The 16,591-nt window shown below is 72.4% G+C and carries 11 protein-coding genes and 24 pseudogenes; 34 read left to right on the plus strand and 1 reads right to left on the minus strand.

Going from position 1 to position 16,591, the window contains the following annotated elements; genetic code table 11:
• The 25 genes and pseudogenes from UG55_RS21835 to UG55_RS41505 all read left to right on the plus strand — a co-directional run.
• Nucleotides 1-336, plus strand: a 336-nt coding sequence (locus UG55_RS21835; protein WP_304440438.1) for a phosphoribosylglycinamide synthetase C domain-containing protein, incomplete at its 5' end; no start/stop codon positions are given.
• Complete coding sequence (gene purE, locus UG55_RS21840) at nucleotides 333-884, plus strand: 5-(carboxyamino)imidazole ribonucleotide mutase (RefSeq protein WP_066072441.1); 552 nt, start codon at nucleotides 333-335, stop codon at nucleotides 882-884. The genes UG55_RS21835 and purE, both read left to right, overlap by 4 nt.
• A complete protein-coding gene (purB, locus tag UG55_RS21845; protein WP_066072444.1) occupies nucleotides 881-2,188 on the plus strand; it encodes an adenylosuccinate lyase in 1,308 nt (435 codons plus the stop codon). Before purE ends, purB begins: the two co-directional genes overlap by 4 nt.
• A 48-nt stretch (nucleotides 2,189-2,236) precedes the next feature.
• On the plus strand, nucleotides 2,237-2,396 hold a 160-nt coding region (locus UG55_RS41400), incomplete at its 3' end, for a phosphoribosylaminoimidazolesuccinocarboxamide synthase (protein ID WP_304440439.1).
• Nucleotide 2,397: 1 nt separating this feature from the next.
• Nucleotides 2,398-3,016, plus strand: a pseudogene (locus tag UG55_RS21850) (phosphoribosylaminoimidazolesuccinocarboxamide synthase); the annotation flags it as partial.
• Between the two features lies 1 nt (nucleotide 3,017).
• Nucleotides 3,018-3,148 (plus strand): annotated as a pseudogene (locus UG55_RS41405) (phosphoribosylaminoimidazolesuccinocarboxamide synthase); the annotation flags it as partial.
• A 246-nt stretch (nucleotides 3,149-3,394) separates the two neighbouring features.
• Nucleotides 3,395-4,039: pseudogene (locus tag UG55_RS41410) on the plus strand (hypothetical protein); the annotation flags it as partial.
• 1 nt (nucleotide 4,040) lies between these two features.
• Nucleotides 4,041-5,317, plus strand: a pseudogene (locus tag UG55_RS41415) (MMPL family transporter); the annotation flags it as partial.
• Nucleotides 5,318-5,383: 66 nt separating this feature from the next.
• Nucleotides 5,384-5,503 (plus strand): annotated as a pseudogene (locus UG55_RS41430) (MMPL family transporter); the annotation flags it as partial.
• A 1-nt stretch (nucleotide 5,504) separates the two neighbouring features.
• Nucleotides 5,505-5,851 (plus strand): annotated as a pseudogene (locus tag UG55_RS47855) (MMPL family transporter); the annotation flags it as partial.
• Nucleotides 5,852-6,226: 375 nt separating this feature from the next.
• Nucleotides 6,227-6,824 (plus strand): annotated as a pseudogene (gene panC, locus UG55_RS41440) (pantoate--beta-alanine ligase); the annotation flags it as partial.
• A 1-nt stretch (nucleotide 6,825) separates the two neighbouring features.
• Nucleotides 6,826-7,154: pseudogene (locus tag UG55_RS41445) on the plus strand (pantoate--beta-alanine ligase); the annotation flags it as partial.
• 3 nt (nucleotides 7,155-7,157) lie between these two features.
• On the plus strand, nucleotides 7,158-7,276 hold a 119-nt coding region (locus UG55_RS41450; RefSeq protein ID WP_242424927.1), incomplete at its 3' end, for an aspartate 1-decarboxylase.
• An 18-nt stretch (nucleotides 7,277-7,294) separates the two neighbouring features.
• Nucleotides 7,295-7,640: pseudogene (locus UG55_RS21865) on the plus strand (aspartate 1-decarboxylase); the annotation flags it as partial.
• Nucleotides 7,641-7,644: 4 nt separating this feature from the next.
• Nucleotides 7,645-7,787 (plus strand): hypothetical protein (locus UG55_RS41460; protein WP_242424928.1); only part of this gene is annotated, 143 nt, incomplete at its 3' end.
• Nucleotide 7,788: 1 nt separating this feature from the next.
• Nucleotides 7,789-8,352: pseudogene (locus UG55_RS41465) on the plus strand (FAD-binding protein); the annotation flags it as partial.
• Nucleotide 8,353: 1 nt separating this feature from the next.
• Nucleotides 8,354-8,398, plus strand: a pseudogene (locus UG55_RS41470) (hypothetical protein); the annotation flags it as partial.
• Nucleotide 8,399: 1 nt separating this feature from the next.
• Nucleotides 8,400-9,155: pseudogene (locus tag UG55_RS41475) on the plus strand (FAD-binding protein); the annotation flags it as partial.
• Nucleotide 9,156: 1 nt separating this feature from the next.
• Nucleotides 9,157-9,486 (plus strand): annotated as a pseudogene (locus UG55_RS41480) (hypothetical protein); the annotation flags it as partial.
• Nucleotides 9,483-10,058 (plus strand): nicotinate-nucleotide diphosphorylase (locus UG55_RS41485; protein WP_396230969.1); only part of this gene is annotated, 576 nt, incomplete at its 3' end. The pseudogene UG55_RS41480 and the gene UG55_RS41485, both read left to right, overlap by 4 nt.
• Before the next feature lies 1 nt (nucleotide 10,059).
• A pseudogene (locus UG55_RS41490) lies at nucleotides 10,060-10,451 on the plus strand (nicotinate-nucleotide diphosphorylase (carboxylating)); the annotation flags it as partial.
• An 83-nt stretch (nucleotides 10,452-10,534) separates the two neighbouring features.
• The gene (locus tag UG55_RS21880) at nucleotides 10,535-11,296 is read left to right on the plus strand and encodes a type III pantothenate kinase (RefSeq protein ID WP_066072466.1); all 762 of its coding nucleotides are present in this window, start codon (nucleotides 10,535-10,537) and stop codon (nucleotides 11,294-11,296) included.
• Nucleotides 11,297-11,449: 153 nt separating this feature from the next.
• A partial coding sequence (locus UG55_RS41495; protein WP_242424925.1) for a GDSL-type esterase/lipase family protein occupies nucleotides 11,450-11,897 on the plus strand: 448 nt, incomplete at its 3' end.
• Nucleotides 11,898-11,902: 5 nt separating this feature from the next.
• A pseudogene (locus tag UG55_RS41500) lies at nucleotides 11,903-12,031 on the plus strand (SGNH/GDSL hydrolase family protein); the annotation flags it as partial.
• A gap of 1 nt (nucleotide 12,032) precedes the next feature.
• A pseudogene (locus UG55_RS41505) lies at nucleotides 12,033-12,222 on the plus strand (SGNH/GDSL hydrolase family protein); the annotation flags it as partial.
• A 338-nt stretch (nucleotides 12,223-12,560) separates the two neighbouring features.
• Here UG55_RS41505 and UG55_RS21890 read toward each other — a convergent pair.
• Nucleotides 12,561-12,926, minus strand: a pseudogene (locus UG55_RS21890) (flavoprotein); the annotation flags it as partial.
• Between the two features lie 524 nt (nucleotides 12,927-13,450).
• Here UG55_RS21890 and UG55_RS21895 point away from each other — a divergent pair.
• The 9 genes and pseudogenes from UG55_RS21895 to UG55_RS41545 form a co-directional block, all read left to right on the plus strand.
• On the plus strand, nucleotides 13,451-14,335 hold the full coding sequence (locus UG55_RS21895) for a ferric iron reductase (protein WP_242424926.1): 885 nt from the start codon (nucleotides 13,451-13,453) through the stop codon (nucleotides 14,333-14,335).
• A gap of 529 nt (nucleotides 14,336-14,864) precedes the next feature.
• Nucleotides 14,865-14,998 (plus strand): Clp protease N-terminal domain-containing protein (locus UG55_RS41515; RefSeq protein ID WP_304440440.1); only part of this gene is annotated, 134 nt, incomplete at its 3' end.
• 6 nt (nucleotides 14,999-15,004) lie between these two features.
• Nucleotides 15,005-15,069 (plus strand): annotated as a pseudogene (locus UG55_RS45650) (hypothetical protein); the annotation flags it as partial.
• Between the two features lie 21 nt (nucleotides 15,070-15,090).
• A pseudogene (locus UG55_RS41520) lies at nucleotides 15,091-15,193 on the plus strand (Clp protease N-terminal domain-containing protein); the annotation flags it as partial.
• Between the two features lies 1 nt (nucleotide 15,194).
• Nucleotides 15,195-15,735: pseudogene (locus tag UG55_RS41525) on the plus strand (AAA family ATPase); the annotation flags it as partial.
• A 1-nt stretch (nucleotide 15,736) separates the two neighbouring features.
• A pseudogene (locus UG55_RS41530) lies at nucleotides 15,737-15,804 on the plus strand (hypothetical protein); the annotation flags it as partial.
• Between the two features lies 1 nt (nucleotide 15,805).
• A pseudogene (locus UG55_RS41535) lies at nucleotides 15,806-16,052 on the plus strand (hypothetical protein); the annotation flags it as partial.
• Between the two features lies 1 nt (nucleotide 16,053).
• Nucleotides 16,054-16,457: pseudogene (locus UG55_RS41540) on the plus strand (UvrB/UvrC motif-containing protein); the annotation flags it as partial.
• 1 nt (nucleotide 16,458) lies between these two features.
• Nucleotides 16,459-16,591: pseudogene (locus UG55_RS41545) on the plus strand (AAA family ATPase); the annotation flags it as partial.

The following is a 16,591-nucleotide window of genomic DNA, read 5'->3' on the forward strand; positions in this document are numbered from 1 at the left end:
GACCCCATCCGTGGTCTGCCCGCGGCGGGCGCGCTGACCGGGGTGGACGTGCTGCACGCCGGGACGCGCCGCGACGAGCAGGGGCAGGTCGTCACGTCGGGTGGCAGGGTGCTGTCCGTCACGGCGATCGGCTCCAACCTCGAGTCCGCGCGAGGATCGGCGTACGAGGCCATCAGCCGTATCTCGCTGGATGGCGCGCACTACCGCACCGACATCGGTGACCCGTCACGGATGCGCCAGGTACCGGGCCTCGGCCGCGCACCGGCGGAGGTACCGGATCCCGCCGAGGCGGGGCACCAGCCGAACCGGCCTAACCGGCCGAAATCAGAGGAGTGAGCGTGTCTCAGGGCAAGCCGTCGCAGGGCAGCGGGTCGGCAGGCGGCGCGGCCGGACCACGGGTGGCGATCGTCTACGGCTCGCCGTCGGACACCCAGACCATGAGCAAGGCCGGCGCCACGCTGGAGCGCTTCGGAGTCCCCTACGAGGAGGTGTCGCTCTCCGCGCACCGCGCCCCGCGCACCCTCGCCGAGTATGTCGGGCGGTTGCGCACCCGCGACATCTCCGTGGTGATCGCGGGTGCCGGGCTCGCCGCGGCACTGCCTGGCGCCGTCGCCTCGATGACGACCCTGCCCGTCATCGGCGTGCCGATCTCCGGCGGCGCGCTGGACGGGATGGACTCGATGCTCGCGATCGCGCAGATGCCGCCGGGCGTGCCGGTGGCGACCGTCGGCCTCAACAACTCGACGAACGCGGCGATCCTGGCAATCCAGATCCTGGCGCTGGGCGACCCTGACCTCGGGCTGAAGCTGGCGACGTTCAAGGACGAGTTCGAGCAGGCCGCGGCCGACTCCCTCGCCGACGTCGCGGCGGCGGCACGGGCATGATCGGTCGTTACACGCTGCCCGAGATGGGCCGGGTGTGGTCCGAGGCCAACAAGTACGAGCTGTGGTGCAAGGTCGAGGTCCTCGTCGTGGAGGCGCACGCCGCCGCTGGGCGCATCCCGGCCGACGCGGTCGACCCGGTGCGCGCCGCGCCGGCGCCCACGCCGGAGGCGGTCGCCGAGATCGAGGCCGTCACCCAGCATGACGTGATCGCCTTCCTGTCCGCCTGGGCCGACCGCACCGAGCCGCGGTCGGCGGCGGCCTACGTGCACTTCGGGATGACCTCGTCCGACCTGCTCGACACCGCGCTCGCCTGCCAGCTGGTCGAGGCCACCGACCTGCTGCTCGCCCGGGCCGACCGGCTCGTCGCCGCGCTGCGCGACCTGGGCCTGGCGCACCGGGAGACGCTGCGGGTAGGGCGTACCCACGGCATCCACGGCGAGCCGACGGTCTTCGGCCACCGGGTCGCCGACCTGGCGTTCGGCATGGCCCGCTGCCGCGACCGGCTGCGCGCGGCGCGGGCGGACGTCGGCATCGCGAAGATCTCCGGTGCGGTCGGCACCTACTCCAACATCGACACCGATGTGGAGAGCTTCGTCGCGAGCCGGCTGGGCCTGACCCCGGCGCCGGTCGCGACGCAGGTCGTCCTGCGGGACGGCATCGCCTCCTGGGTCGCCGCGCTGGCCGGCCTCGCCACCGTCTGCGAGGCGGTGGCGCTGGAGGTGCGGCACGGTCAGCGCACGGAGGTCCGGGAGTTGTCGGAGCCGTTCGGGTCGGGCCAGAAGGGCTCGTCCGCGATGCCGCACAAGAAGAACCCGATCATGTCCGAGCGCATCGCGGGGCTGGCCAGGATCGTGCGGGCCCAGTACGTGCCGGTCCTGGAGGGTGTCCCGCTGTGGCATGAGCGGGACATCTCACACTCGTCGACCGAACGGATCGCGCTGCCGGACGCCGCCTGCGGCGTGGACTACCTGCTGCACCTCACCACCCGACTCGTCGACGGGCTCGTCGTCGACCGGGAACGGATGCGGGCCAACCTCGACGCGACCGGCGGGCTCGTCTACACCTCCGCGGTGCTGCTGGAGCTGGTCGAGACCGGCCTGTCCCGCGAGGACGCCTACGCCATCACCCAGGCGGCGGCGATGGAGACCTGGCAGACAGGGGTCCCGTTCCGCGAGACGCTGCGCAGGCACGCGGCGGAGCGGGAGCTGCCGCTCGACGAGGACCGTCTCGACAAGGTCAGCCGGCCGGAGCGCTACGTCGAACGCCTCGGCCCGGTGTTCGACCGGCTCGCCGCGCTCAGCTGAACGCCGGCCCGGGCCATCCGGCCCGGGCCGAACGGTACGGTCGGAAGCATGCCGCTGACACATGAGGAGTTCGCCGGGCTGACGCACCTCGGATCCGGGAAGGTACGCGAGTTGTTCGCCGTCGGGGACGACGCCGTACTGCTCGTCGCAAGTGATCGGATCTCGGCCTTCGACGTGGTGCTGCCCACCGAGATCCCGGACAAGGGCGNGGTTCTCACCGGGCTGTCCCTGTGGTGGTTCGACCAGCTCGGCGACCTGGTCCCGAGCCATGTGATCAGCTCCAACGTGGACGAGTACCCCGCGGAGCTCGCCCCGTACGCCGAGCAGCTCCGCGGGCGCTCGATGCTGTGCCGGCGGCTGAACATGGTCCAGATCGAATGCGTCGCCCGCGGCTACCTCACCGGCAGTGGGCTGAAGGACTACCGCCGCACCGGCGCCGTCAGCGGCCACCCGCTGCCCGCCGGCCTCGAGGACGGCAGCAAACTGCCCGAGACGATCTACACACCGTCGACGAAGGCGCCGATCGGCGAGCACGACGAGAACATCAGCCGGGACGACGCTGCCGGCCGGATCGGCAAGGAGCTCGCCGCCGAGCTGGAGCAGCTGACACTGCAGATCTTCGGGCGGGCCAGCGACCTGGCCGCCGAGCGCGGGATCCTGCTCGCCGACACCAAGTTCGAGTTCGGCCATGACGCGGATGGCGTGCTGCGGCTCGCCGACGAGGTCCTCACCCCCGACTCGTCCCGCTTCTGGCCCGCCGACGCCTGGGTCCCCGGCGGCTCGCAGCCGTCCTACGACAAGCAGTTCATCCGCGACTACCTGGTCAACNCCGGCTGGGATCGCAACCCGCCGGCACCAGAGCTCCCGGAGGACATCGTCGCCTCCACCCGGGCACGGTACGTCGAGGCGTACGAGCGGCTCACGGGAATCTCCTTCAAGGACTACCTCTCGACCTGCTGACCGCACCCGGTCCGCGGCCGGCGCCCGGTCGGCGGCCGGCGCCCGGTCGGCGGCCGGCGCCCGGTCGGCGGACGCGCCCGGTCCGCGGCCGGCCCCCGGCCCGCCGACGGCACCCGCCGCTGCTCACGGCACCCGTTCCGCCGCCGACCGGGGGACAGCCCCACCCCCCGCCCGGCAGCCTCCGGTACCCCGAACTCGGTGGCCCTCCGCAGTGACGGGCCGACTGCGGGGCGAGATCGTTCAACCATGCGCACGAGACCACCGACCGCATCGACGCCGCGGCCCACGCCCGTCCCACCGGCATTCGGCGGGACGGGCGGATCCACCGCCGACACCGACACCGGCACCGGCACCGGGGGCCGGGGCCCGTCCACCCAGCCGGCCGTCCCCGCCACCCACCTGGCCGCCCGGGCGGCCCGCTGGAGCGTGCGCCACCGCCGAGCTGCCATCGGCGGCTGGCTTCTCGGCGTCGTCCTGCTGACGGTTCTGGGCACGCTGGTCGGCACCCACACGCTCGCCGAAAGCGACTACGGCGTGGGCGAGGACGCACGGGCCCAGCGCACCCTGGCCGCGCACGGCTTCGCCACCCCGGCGAGCGAGAACGTGCTGATCCAGCGCATTCAACCGGCGGCGAGCCCGGCGGCGCTGCTCACCGACCCGCAGCTGCGGGCGGCCGTCGAGGACGTCGCCGAGCGGCTGGTCGCCACCGGAGAAGTGACCAACCTGCGGGCGCCCTTCGCGCTGCCCGACGCCGCCGCGGACCCGAACCTGGTCTCGACTGACCGGCGCTCCGTGCTGCTGACCTTCGAGATCCGCGGCGACGAGGAAACCGCCCCGGACCGCATCGAGCCGGTGCTCGCCGCCGTCGCGGCCGCCGCGGGCGACCACCCCNGGCTGACCGTCGAGGAGGTCGGCGAGGCCAGCGCGGACAAGGCGCTCGGCGACACCATCGGCCGGGACTTCAAGCGGGCCGAGCTGCTCGCGATCCCGCTCACCCTCGGCATCCTGTTGGCGGTCTTCGGCGCCGTGGTCGCCGCGCTGATCCCGGTCGCGCTCGCGCTCACCGCGTTCGTCGCGGCGCTCGGCGTGGTCGCCTTCAGCAGCAGGCTGCTGCCGACGGACGAGACGGCCACGTCGGTCATGCTGCTGATCGGCCTTGCGGTCGGGGTTGACTACGCGCTGTTCTACATCCGGCGTGAGCGTGCCGAACGGGCTGCCGGGCACAGCCCCCAGCGGGCGTTGGAGATCGCCGCGGACACCTCCGGCCACGCGGTGCTGGTCTCCGGGCTGACCGTCGCCGTGTCCATGGCGGGTCTCCTGCTCACCGGGCTGAGCGTGTTCAGCGGGATCGCGGGTGGCACGGTGATCGTGGTTCTGATCGCGGTGCTCGGTTCGCTCACCGCCCTGCCCGCGATGCTGTCCTGGCTGGGCGACCGGGTGGAGCTGCTGCGGCTGCCGTGGCACCGCCGGGCCGCCCAGGGCGGCAGCCGGCGCGGCGGGCGCGGCGGGCGCGGCGGCCGGCGGGCGGACGCGACGCGACTCGGGATCATGGGCCGGCTGCTGCGCCGGCCGGGCCTGGTCGCGGCCGTCACCGGGGGCCTGCTGCTGCTGCTCGCCATCCCGGCACTGGGGCTGCGGACCACCGAACCCGGCATGGACGATCTGCCGGACAACCTGCCGATTATGCGCTCGTACGACCGGGTCCAGGCGGCCTTCCCCGGCGAGCAGACCGCCGCGGTGGTCGTCGTCTCGGCCGGTGACGTGCGGTCGGGCGAGGTCGCCGCGGCCATCACCGACCTGCGGCGTGCGGCGGTCGCCACCGGCGTGATGTTCGAGCCGATCACCACCGAGGTCAGCGCCGACGGCGAGGTCGCGAAGATCGCGATCCCGATTGCGGGCAGCGGGACGGACGACGAGTCCCAGCGGGCGCTGACCAGGCTGCGCGGCGAGGTGATCCCGGCGACGGTCGGAACCGTCGGAGGAGCCTCCGCCGACGTCACCGGGTGGACCGCCGGTTCGGCGGATTTCAACCGGCAGCTCAACGGGCGCACCCCGCTGGTGATCGGGTTCGTTCTCGTCCTGGCCTTCCTGCTGCTGCTCGCCGCGTTCCGCAGCGCGCTGGTCGCGGCGGCCGCCGTGGCGCTGAACCTGCTGTCGGTGGCGGCGGCGNACGGCCTGCTGGTGGTGGTGTTCCAGCATCACTNGGNGGACGGGCTGCTCGGCTACACCTCGACNGGAGCCATCACCAACTGGCTGCCCCTGATGCTCTTTGTGATCCTCTTCGGGCTGTCGATGGACTACCAGGTGTTCGTTCTCAGCCGGGTCCGCGAGGCCTACGACCAGGGCCTGCCCATGNGGGAGGCCGTGCTGACGGGCGTCCGGAGCAGCGCCGGCGTGGTCACCAGCGCGGCCGTGATCATGGTGGCGGTGTTCAGCATCTTCGCCACGTTGTCGCAGGTGAGCATGAAGCAGCTCGGGATCGGCCTGGGCGCGGCGATCCTGCTGGACGCGACGGTCATCCGGGTGGTCCTGATGCCCGCGGTCCTGACCCTGATCGGAGACCGGGCGTGGCGCCGACCGGACCCCGCAGTCCCCGCAGGCTCCGCAGTCCCCGCAGGCTCGGATCCGCTGCCGCGGATGCCGGTCCAGGAGCCCACGATCCAGGAGCCCACAGCAGACTACGGGGCCGGCCAGGCCAGGTAGCTCAAAGCCAGGTCGCAGCTCGGATACGACAGGCACGACAGGTATGACAGGCACGGCCGCCCCGCACGCGGTTGGGGGGCGGCCGTTCGCCAGTTCGCCCCCCCGATCGGACAGCCAGGAAAGACAGCCAGGTCACAGAGGGGTTCTGGGGACGTTGCGGGCGAGCTACAGTGTCCCGCGACGTCCGGTACCCCATCCGAGGACTGGAACGGACCTGATGCCTGTTCACATGCCTGCTCAACAGCCCGCCACACCGCCGCCCGCCGGGCCGCCGTCGGTCGAGCCGCCGCCTTCCGGATCCCCGCACCNGACGGCGTCAGCCGCGGGGACACAGCCCGGTCGCCCCGTCGTCGTCCGCACCCGCGCCGAGCTGGNAGCGGTGCTGTCCCGACCGGTGACGCCCCGGGAACCAACCCCCGCAGCGACCGCACCCGGCGCGCGGGAGGCGCCCGCCCGCGGGATCCGCGGCGTGGTGATGACCATGGGTGCGCTGCACAGCGGGCACGCCGCCCTGATCCGGCAGGCCCGGCTGCGCACCGACCAGGTGGTCGTCACGATCTTCGTCAATCCGCTGCAGTTCGGGCCGGGCGAGGATCTCGACCGCTACCCCCGCACCTTCGAGGCCGACCTCGATCTCTGCGCACGAGAGGGAGCCGACATCGTCTACGCCCCGAGTGTGGTCCACGACCCGGCACCTCTGGTGACGCTGAGCGCCGGGCCACTCGGCGACGTCCTGGAGGGCGCGTCGCGGCCCGGCCACTTCGACGGGATGCTCACGCTGGTGGGAACCCTGTTCCACCTCGTACGCCCCGATGTGGCCTTCTTCGGGCGCAAGGACGCCCAGCAGCTCGTCTGCATCCGCCGCATGGTCGCGGACCTGGCCTTCCCGCTGGAGGTCGTCGGCGTTCCCACGGTGCGGGACGCCGACGGGCTGGCTCTTTCCAGCCGCAACGCCTACCTGGGAGCCGGCGAGNGCCGCAGCGCGCTGGCCCTCTCGCGCGCCCTCGCCGCCGGTGTGGAGCGCGCCGGCGACGGCCCGGACGCCGTACTGGCCGCGGCCCGCTCGGTACTGGCGGCCGAGCCGGGGGTGGACGTCGACTACCTCACGCTCGCGAGCCCGTCCGACCTCGGCCCCGTGACACAGGGGCCGGCGCTGCTCCTGGTTGCCGCCCGGGTCGGGAACACCCGGCTGATCGACAACGTCGAACTCGTGCTGGCCGTGACGGCCACGCATCCCACCACCCCGACCGCCGGCCGGGAGCCGGCCGCGGTTCGGGCACACGATGGTCACCAGGGGGTCTGACCGGTGTTTCGAACCATGCTCACCTCCAAGATCCACCGGGCGACGGTCACTCAAGCGGACCTGCACTACGTCGGGTCGGTGACGATTGACGCCGACCTGATGGAGGCCGCCGACCTCCTCCCNGGGGAGCAGGTGACGANCGTCGACATCAACAACGGCGCGCGTCTGGAGACCTACGCGATCAGTGGGCCGGCGGGCAGCGGCGTCATCGGGATCAACGGGGCGGCGGCCCGGCTGGTTCATCCCGGAGACCTCGTCATCATCATCTCCTATGGGCTGATGGACGACGCCGAGGCTCGGCGGCACACGCCCCGGGTCCTGTTCGTAGACGCGGCGAACAAGATCATCGGGCGGGGTGACGACCCGGCCGAGGCGCTTCCCGGCGACCCGGCCAGCCTGCGCGGTGACGTCCTGGCCGCCAGCGGCCTCCACGGCGGGGCCGGGCTGACCGCCGGCGTCGGCGCGCCCGGCCAGGGGATGGCGTAGCGCGGTGCCCCTGCTACCGAACCGACTCGGCGCCCCCCGTCCGGGCTGGACCCGCGAGGCCGACATCGTGGTCATCGGGTCCGGGATCGCCGGGCTCACCGCGGTTCTGCGGATCCGCGCGGCGCTCCCGGACAGCCGTGTCCTGCTNGTCACCAAGGCTCTGCTGGACGCCGGATCGACCCGCTGGGCCCAGGGCGGCATCGCGGCGGCGCTGAGCGCCGAGGACTCACCGGCCGACCACCTGCGGGACACGCTCGTCGCCGGCGTCGGCCTGTGTGACCCGGCGGCGGTCGAGATCCTGGTGACCGAGGGCCCGGCCCGGGTGCGGGAGCTCGCGGCCCTCGGCGCCCGGTTCGACCGGGCGGCCGACGGCGCCTTCGCGCTCACCCGCGAGGGCGGTCACCTGCGCGACCGGGTCGCGCACGCCGGCGGTGACGCCACCGGTCTGGAGGTCGAGCGGGCCCTGATCGCCGCCGTGCGCTCCGACCCGTCCGTCGAAGTCGTGGAGCACGCGCTCGTCCTCGATCTGCTGACCGCGCCGGACGGGCGGGCGCTCGGCGCGACGCTGCACGTCCTCGGTGAGGGCAGTCAGGACGGGGTCGGCGCCGTCACCGCCCGCGCGGTCGTGCTCGCGACCGGTGGAATGGGGCAGATCTTCGCGTCGACGACCAATCCGGCGGTCTCCACCGGCGACGGGGTCGCGCTGGCCCTGNGGGCCGGAGCGGTCGTGACCGACCTGGAGTTCGTCCAGTTCCACCNGACCGCGCTGTGGCTGCCCTCCCGGCAGGCCGGTCAACAGCCGCTGGTCAGCGAGGCCATGCGCGGCGAGGGTGCGCGGCTGGTGGATGCGGCCGGCCGCCGGATCATGGACGGTGCGCATCCGCTGGCCGACCTCGCGCCCCGCGACGTCGTCGCGAAACAGATGTCGCGGGTGATGGCTGAGCAGGGTGTGGACCACCTCTACCTGGATGCCCGCCATCTGGGCGCCGAGACCCTGCTGCGCCGGTTCCCGACCATCACCGCGCGGTGCCGCGACGCCGGGATCGACCCGGTGACCACGCCCATCCCGGTCGCGCCGGCGGCGCACTACGCCAGTGGCGGGGTGCGGACCGACATGTGGGGCCGCACCAGCGTTCCCGGGCTGTACGCCTGCGGCGAGGTCGCCTGCACCGGGGTGCACGGCGCGAACCGGCTGGCGTCGAACAGCCTGCTGGAGGGCCTAGTGTTCGCCGCCCGGATCGCCCGGGACCTCGCCGGCCAGGCGGAATCCGGCCCTCTCGACCGGCCGCCCGCGCAGCCAGGTGGCACCGCCGCGACGGCGGGCGTACCGGCGGGTGCGCGCGGGTCGGGTCTGACCGATCCGTCCGAGCGCGCCGACCTGACCCGCGCCATGACGGACGGCGCGGGCGTTCTGCGCAGCGCGGAGAGCCTGCGCGCGACCGCCAAGATGCTCGCCGGTCTCGGTGACCTGCGGGTCAGTGGTGCCACGGTCCAGGCCGGGCCGGCGGCCTGGGANATGACCAACCTGCGCACGGTGGCGACCGCGCTGGTTGCCGCGGCGGCGCTGCGGACCGAGACCAGAGGTTGTCACTGGCGGGAGGACTTCGCCACCCGCGACGACGAGCGCTGGAACGGGCACGTGCTGACCAGCCTGGACGCTGAAGGGAACATGACCGTGACCTACGAGGCGACGCCGCCGGCAGGGGCGGGGTCGGCCGCGCCCCGCGCGTCCTGGAGCCGGCCGAGCCGGACCACGCCCGCCACACCCGCCACACCCGCCACACCCGCCACACCCGCCACACCCGCCACACCCGCCACCATGTCGACCCAGGTGCGGTCGGCGTGAGCGGCGTGCGCCTCGCGCCCGGGCCGGCGCAGGCCGCTGACCGGCTCTCCCCGCCGGTTCGCGCCGCGCTGGCGGAAGCCGGGCTGGACGAGGCGATGGTCCTGGAGGTGATCCACCGGGCGCTGGCCGAGGACCTCCCAGGTCCTGTCGCCGGCCCGGCGGCGGCCGACTGGCCCGAGGACGCCACCTCGGCCGCCACCGTGGCCGCGGAGCTGACCGGCCTCGGCTCGGTCGTGTCCCGGGCCGAGGGGGTGGTCTCGGGCATTCCCGTCGCCGCGGCCGTCTTCGAGGTCCTCCTCGGTTCCGCCGTCACCGTGACGGCGGTGGTCACCGACGGCGACCGGGTGTCTCCGGGTACGGAGGTCCTGCGGGCAGGTGGGCCGGTGCGTGGTCTGCTCACGGCCGAGCGCACCGCCCTCAACCTCATCTGTCACCTCTCCGGGGTGGCCACGGCGACCAGGCGCTGGGTGGACGCGGTCGCCGGCACGGGCGCGGCCGTCCGGGACACCCGCAAGACGCTGCCGGGCCTGCGCGCGCTGGAGAAGTACGCCGTGCGCTGCGGCGGCGGGCGCNACCACCGGATGTCGCTGACGGACGCCGCGCTGGTCAAGGACAATCACGTGATCGCGGCCGGGGGTGTCGCGGCGGCCTTCGCGGCCGTGCGCGCGCGGTTCCCGCTGCTGCCGGTCGAGGTCGAGTGCGACACGGTGGAGCAGGTCGCCGAGGCGGTGGAGGCCGGGGCCGACCTCATTCTCTGTGACAACATGTCCCTGGACGCACTGCGCGAATCGGTCGCGCTCGCCCACCCCGCGGGCGTCCTGCTGGAGGCGAGCGGCGGTCTGACCCTGGACGTCGCCGCCGGGGTCGCCTCGACCGGGGTCGACTTCCTGGCGGTGGGTGGCCTCACCCACTCGGCGCCCGCGCTGGATCTCGGTTTCGACCTCGCGGTCACGCCCAGTCGCTGACGGGCCCCACCTGTCCGCCGCCCCACGTCACGAATCCCCCAACGGATGTCCCCCCGGAAAAGATGGAGCCAGGACGGCCGACGATGCTGTTGACGATCGATGTAGGCAACACGAACACCGTCCTGGGTGTGTTCGACGGCGCCCAGCTCGCGAACTCCTGGCGAATCCGCACCGATCCGCACGCGACCGCGGACGAGATGGGTCTCCTCTACACCGGCCTGCTCGGCGACCACCACATCGACGGTGTCTCCGTGTGCTCGACGGTGCCCGCGGCGCTGCGTGAGATCCGTCGGATGGCCAGCCGCAAGTTCCACGACCTTCCGACGGTGGTCGTCGAGCCGGGGACCCGCACCGGAGTGCCGATCCTCATCGACAACCCGAAGGAGGCGGGCGCCGACCGGATCATGAACACGCTGGCCGCGCACCACCTCTACGGCGGGCCCGCGATCGTGGTCGACTTCGGCACGTCCACCAACCTGGACGTGGTCTCCGAACGCGGGGAGTTCCTCGGCGGGGCGCTCGCGCCGGGCATCGAGATCGCGCTGGACTCGCTGGCCTCCCGGGCGGCCCAGCTGCGCAAGGTCGAGCTCACCACGCCCCGCTCGGTGATCGGCAAGAGCACCGTCGAGGCGCTCCAGTCCGGCATGATCTACGGGGCGGCGGGGCAGGTGGACGCGCTGGTCCGGCGCATTCGGGCCGAGCTGGGCACAAAGGCGACCGCGATCGCCACCGGCGGGCTCGCCTCGCTGGTGCTCAAGGAGAGCGAAACACTCGACAGCCACGAGCCGCATCTGACCCTGATCGGGCTCCGGCTGGTCTTCGAGAAGAACACCGAGGCCCGCTGAGCACGCGACGGAACACGGCGAGAAACCGGGGCACAACCGGCGGCCGGTAAACGTCCTGACACGGCCCCTGATTCGGCGGGACCACCAGGATGTCACCGGCGTATCGAGCCGGAATTCGTCCGTGGACGGGGCTCGCGGGTTAGCCTTCCTTCCATGCGGTGCAGCACGTGGACGATCCGGGGTTTCAATGGCCCGCGCGGGCGGAACGCACCCTTCACCTGGGTCGCGTGTATTACCTCGGTAGCGCTTGTCATCCTTCTCGGGTCCCCGGCCGGAGCGGGCGGCGCGCGGCCCGCCGGCGGCGGTGCTCTGACCCTCGCCGCGCTGGGCGATTCCTACTCCTCCGGCGAGGGATCTCCACCGTTCGAGCTGGCCGCGGGCAGGTGCCGGCGCAGTGCGGGCGCCTGGCCACGCCTGCTGGCCGGTCTCAACCCGCCTGTCACCACCGTGCTGCACGCCGCCTGCGGTGGCGCCACGACCCGGGATCTGACCAGGTCCCAGGGCCTGAACCGGCCCCAGCTCGACCAGCTGCGTGCCCTGCCACAGGCGCCCGACGTAGTGACGATCACCATTGGCGGGAACGACGCCGGATTCAGCCGGGNGCTGCTGAGCTGCGTCGTCTGGAAGTGCTTCTGGAACGGGGACGAACGCCGCCGGCGCGATTACCTGACCGATGAGCTCCCGAAAACGCTCGTCGCGGCCTACAAGGAGGTCCGGGCGGCGGCACCACACTCCNGGATCATCGTCGTCGGATATCCCGACATCTTCCCGCGTTCGCAGCGCGACAACTCGTGCCGATGGCTCGACAGCAGTGAGCGCCGGAAGCTCGTCAGCCTCAACAACACCCTGAACCGGACGATCCGTGACGCCGCGAAGGACGCCGGTGTCGAGTTCGTCTCCACCAGCCGCGCCCTGCGCGGGCACGANATGTGTACCGCGGACTCCTGGGTCAATCCGGTGGGGCTCTTCGGCTCGGAGCGCGATCTCAGCGCTCNTCCCACCCAGGCCGGCCAGGACGCGGTGGCTCGGGCCGTCCACGGCACCGTCGTCAACGTCCGCTGACGGCAGTGCCGGCTGCGGGGGCGGTGTCGGCTGTGCNGGCGGTGTCCGCGAGCGCTCGCAGCACCCGTTCGTTGTCCGCGGCATCCCAGCCACCCGCGACAAGGTCGGCGTCCCGCGGCGACCAGCGGTCCAGCAGCCGCACACCGGCGCCGCGCAGGGTCCGGCAGGAGGTCTCGTAGGCCGGGTGGGCCGCCTGCGCCGNGGTGAGGCAGGGCGCCGCGACGACGGGCAGCCCAAGCCCCAGGGCCTCAGTCAGCAGCCCCAGGACCAGCGTGTCGGCGATTCCCGCCGCCCATTTGTTGATCGTGTTGAAGGTCGCCGGTGTCACCGCGAAAGCGGTCGGCCCGGGTAGCACGTCCGGCTGCCCGGGCAGCTTGTAGTCGGTCCGCACCGGGTGCCCGGTGAGCTCGACGAGCGCCGGTAGGTCGAGCCAGCCCGCGGCCCGGGCGGTCGCGACAACACACACGTCCCACCCGGCCCGCCGCGCATCGGCCACGAACCCGGCGGTGGCCAGCGCGGGCGGCGCGGCGCAGACAACGTGGTACAGCACAGGCTGCGGTGGCGTCATGGGGCCAGTCTGGGCCCAGAGCGCCACCGGGTGGACCAGGCATCACATCGGGTGATCGAGGTGTCACGGAGCGGCGGTTGTGCGCCACACCTCGCTCCCCTATAAGGTTAGCCTTACTTTTTGATCTCGACCGCCACGAGCGGGACCGGCGGCGGGAGTCAGACCGCCGGGCAGACTGTGACGATTCCCAAACAAGGCCGCGGGCACCCTCGAAAAAGCAGGTCAGCGGGCCACCGGCCACCGACAGACGCTCACGGGCCGGCGCGGGCAGGCCACACCGAGTTGACGCCGAAGATGAAGTTAGGCTTACCTAACACTATGAATCTCGCGCTGCCCTGCCGTCCGCCGGCCCCGCCGACGGACGCATCTCCGGCCCCGGCACCGCCCGGGCGCCGCCCGGCCTGGCACCCGACCCGGCCGAGCGCCCGCACCCAGGCACGCGCGAGACACCAGCCATGATCACTACTCCTGGACTTATGGTCAGGCCCTCCGGCCCAGCCGGTCTCGACGCCACCCTCCGCGCTGTGGCGCCGGCCCTGGACCACCGCCACGCGATCATCGGGCCACCCCCGTCACCGGACGGCTGGATCCGCGCCGCCGACCTGTTGGAGCCCGCGGCGCTGGACGCGGCCCTCGCCGTGATCCGGGAGTACCACGAGGCCACCCCCGAGGTGGCTGTCAGCTACTTCACCGCGTGGTACGCGGCGACCATCGTGGGGCCGGCGATCGCGATGTTCGTCCTCGCCCGCCGGGTGCCGGACCTCGACCCCGCCGGCCTCTCGGTGCACCGCCACGAGGGCGGCTGGTTCGACGCCACCGCCTTCCACCACCCCCGGGCGGCCCTTCTCACCTCCGACCCCGCCGCCCCAGACCCCGCCGACTCCGACCCCGCCGCCCCAGACCCCGCCGACTCCGACCCCGCCGCCCCAGACCCCGCCGACTCCGACCTCGCCGGCTCGGGGGCGGTCGAGCCAACCGCGGTCGTGGCGGACGTCGACGCCCTGCGCCGGCTGCTGGTGGCCCGGATCATCGGCCACCTGGAACCGGTGATCAGCACCCTGCGGTCGCGGGCCCGGCTGGGGCCCGCGGCGCTGTGGGGAGCGGTCGCCTCCCAGTGCGGCCGCACCTTCCTACTCACCGAGCGGGTGAGTCGCGACCCGCACGCCGGCCGGGAGGAGGCGGACGCCTTCTTCGCCGACGCGGCGCCGACGCTGCGGGCCCGGCCCACCTGGCAGCAGTTCGTCCACCACGGTCGCCCATACACGGGCATGCGCCGCGGATCGTGCTGCCTGGCGCATCGGCTCACCGAGGAGTTCTGCACGGCCTGCCCGTTCGTCCGCTCGGACGAGCGCGAGAGCCGGCTGCGGCAGTGGATCGACTCCCAGGGACCAGGCGGGCTGGCCGTCTGAGACGGCCCGCCGCAGGGCAGGTGAGGTGGAGAAGGCCGTTCGCCCCGGCGATCGCACCGACTTCGGGGCGAGGCGTCCACTCGGGAAGGAGCGCGAACCGCCATGCCAGCGTAGGCGTGAGACGAATCACACCATTGGCTCAACCACATCAGTTACCGTCGGTAGTGCCGGCATTCGAGCCGGCCGGCGGCTGGACCNCTGTCCGATCGATCCCGCCGCCAGCACGGAGCACTGCGGCTCCAAGTGCGAAGTCTGATCATCAACGCACGTCGAGCCCCACACAGTAGTTGTCGGGGTCGACATGTCGTTCNGCTCTTGGCGGAACCACGTGACGGAATCATGCCTGGTCGGCCACGGTTGCCATGAACGTCGCCGCTGGTCGGCAGGCGATCTGGCCGCGACACCGTCCCCGACGAAGAGGGCGGTTCCGGCGGGTAGGTTTCTGTTCGATGCGTGAGGACATGCCTCGGCGGAGCTAGCATGCGGATACCGGCTGTCGTGTGGTCGGTCGCAGCTCGAAGGAGCGCACATGTTCGAGAGGTTCACCGACCGGGCACGTCGGGTCGTCGTCCTGGCTCAAGAAGAGGCCAGGATGCTCAACCACAACTACATCGGGACCGAGCACATCCTGCTCGGCCTGATCCACGAGGGCGAGGGCGTCGCNGCTANGGCCCTCGAGTCGCTCGGGATCTCGCTCGAGGGTGTGCGGTCGCAGGTCGAAGAGATCATCGGTCNGGGTCAGCAGGCGCCGAGCNGGCACATCCCGTTCACGCCGCGGGCCAAGAAGGTCCTTGAGCTGTCCCTGCGCGAGGCACTGCAGCTCGGTCACAACTACATCGGCACCGAGCACATCCTGCTNGGCCTCATTCGCGAGGGCGAGGGTGTCGCCGCCCAGGTGCTGGTCAAGCTCGGTGCGGACCTGAACCGGGTCCGCCAGCAGGTCATCCAGCTCCTGTCCGGCTACCAGGGCAAGGGCGACCCGGCCACCGCCGGGGCGCCGGCCGAGGGCACGCCGTCGACCTCGCTGGTGCTCGACCAGTTCGGCCGCAACCTCACCGCGGCCGCTCGTGAGTCCAAGCTCGACCCGGTCATCGGGCGCGAGAAGGAGATCGAGCGCGTCATGCAGGTGCTGTCGCGCCGTACGAAGAACAACCCCGTCCTCATCGGCGAGCCCGGCGTCGGCAAGACCGCCGTCGTCGAGGGGCTCGCGCAGGCGATCGTCAAGGGCGAGGTCCCCGAGACCCTGAAGGACAAGCAGCTCTACACCCTCGACCTCGGCGCTCTGGTCGCCGGGTCCCGCTACCGCGGTGACTTCGAGGAGCGGCTGAAGAAGGTCCTCAAGGAGATCCGGACCCGCGGCGACATCATCCTGTTCATCGACGAGCTCCACACGCTCGTCGNCGCGGGTGCCGCCGAGGGTGCGATCGACGCCGCCTCCATCCTGAAGCCGATGCTGGCGCGTGGCGAGCNGCAGACGATCGGCGCGACCACCCTGGACGAGTACCGCAAGCACCTGGAGAAGGACGCGGCGCTGGAGCGCCGGTTCCAGCCGATCCAGGTCGCGGAGCCGTCGGTGGCGCACACCATCGAGATCCTCAAGGGTCTGCGCGACCGGTACGAGGCGCACCACCGGGTCTCGATCACCGATGCCGCCCTGGTGGCAGCCGCGTCGCTGGCCGACCGGTACATCTCCGACCGGTTCCTGCCGGACAAGGCCNTCGACCTGATCGACGAGGCCGGCTCCCGGATGCGCATCCGCCGGATGACCGCTCCGCCGGACCTGCGGGAGTTCGACGAGCGCATCGCGAACGTCCGCCGGGACAAGGAGTCCGCGATCGACGCGCAGGACTTCGAGAAGGCCGCGTCGCTGCGCGACAAGGAGAAGACCCTGCTGGCCGAGAAGGCCAAGCGGGAGAAGGAGTGGAAGGCCGGCGACATGGACGTCGTCGCCGAGGTCGGCGACGAGGAGATCGCGGAGGTCCTCGCGATCTGGACCGGCATCCCGGTCTTCAAGCTCACCGAGGAGGAGACCGCCCGCCTCCTGCGCATGGAAGACGAGCTGCACAAGCGCGTCATCGGCCAGGAGCAGGCCATCAAGGCCGTCTCGCAGGCGATCCGGCGTNCCCGCGCCGGCCTGAAGGACCCGAAGCGCCCCGGTGGCTCGTTCATCTTCGCCGGCCCGTCCGGTGTCGGTAAGACCGAGCTGTCGAAGACGCTGGCGGAGTTCCTCTTCGGCGACGAGGACTCGCTCATCCA

Origin of the sequence: Frankia sp. EI5c (genome assembly GCF_001636565.1) — a bacterium.
GTDB lineage: Bacteria > Actinomycetota > Actinomycetes > Frankiales > Frankiaceae > Parafrankia.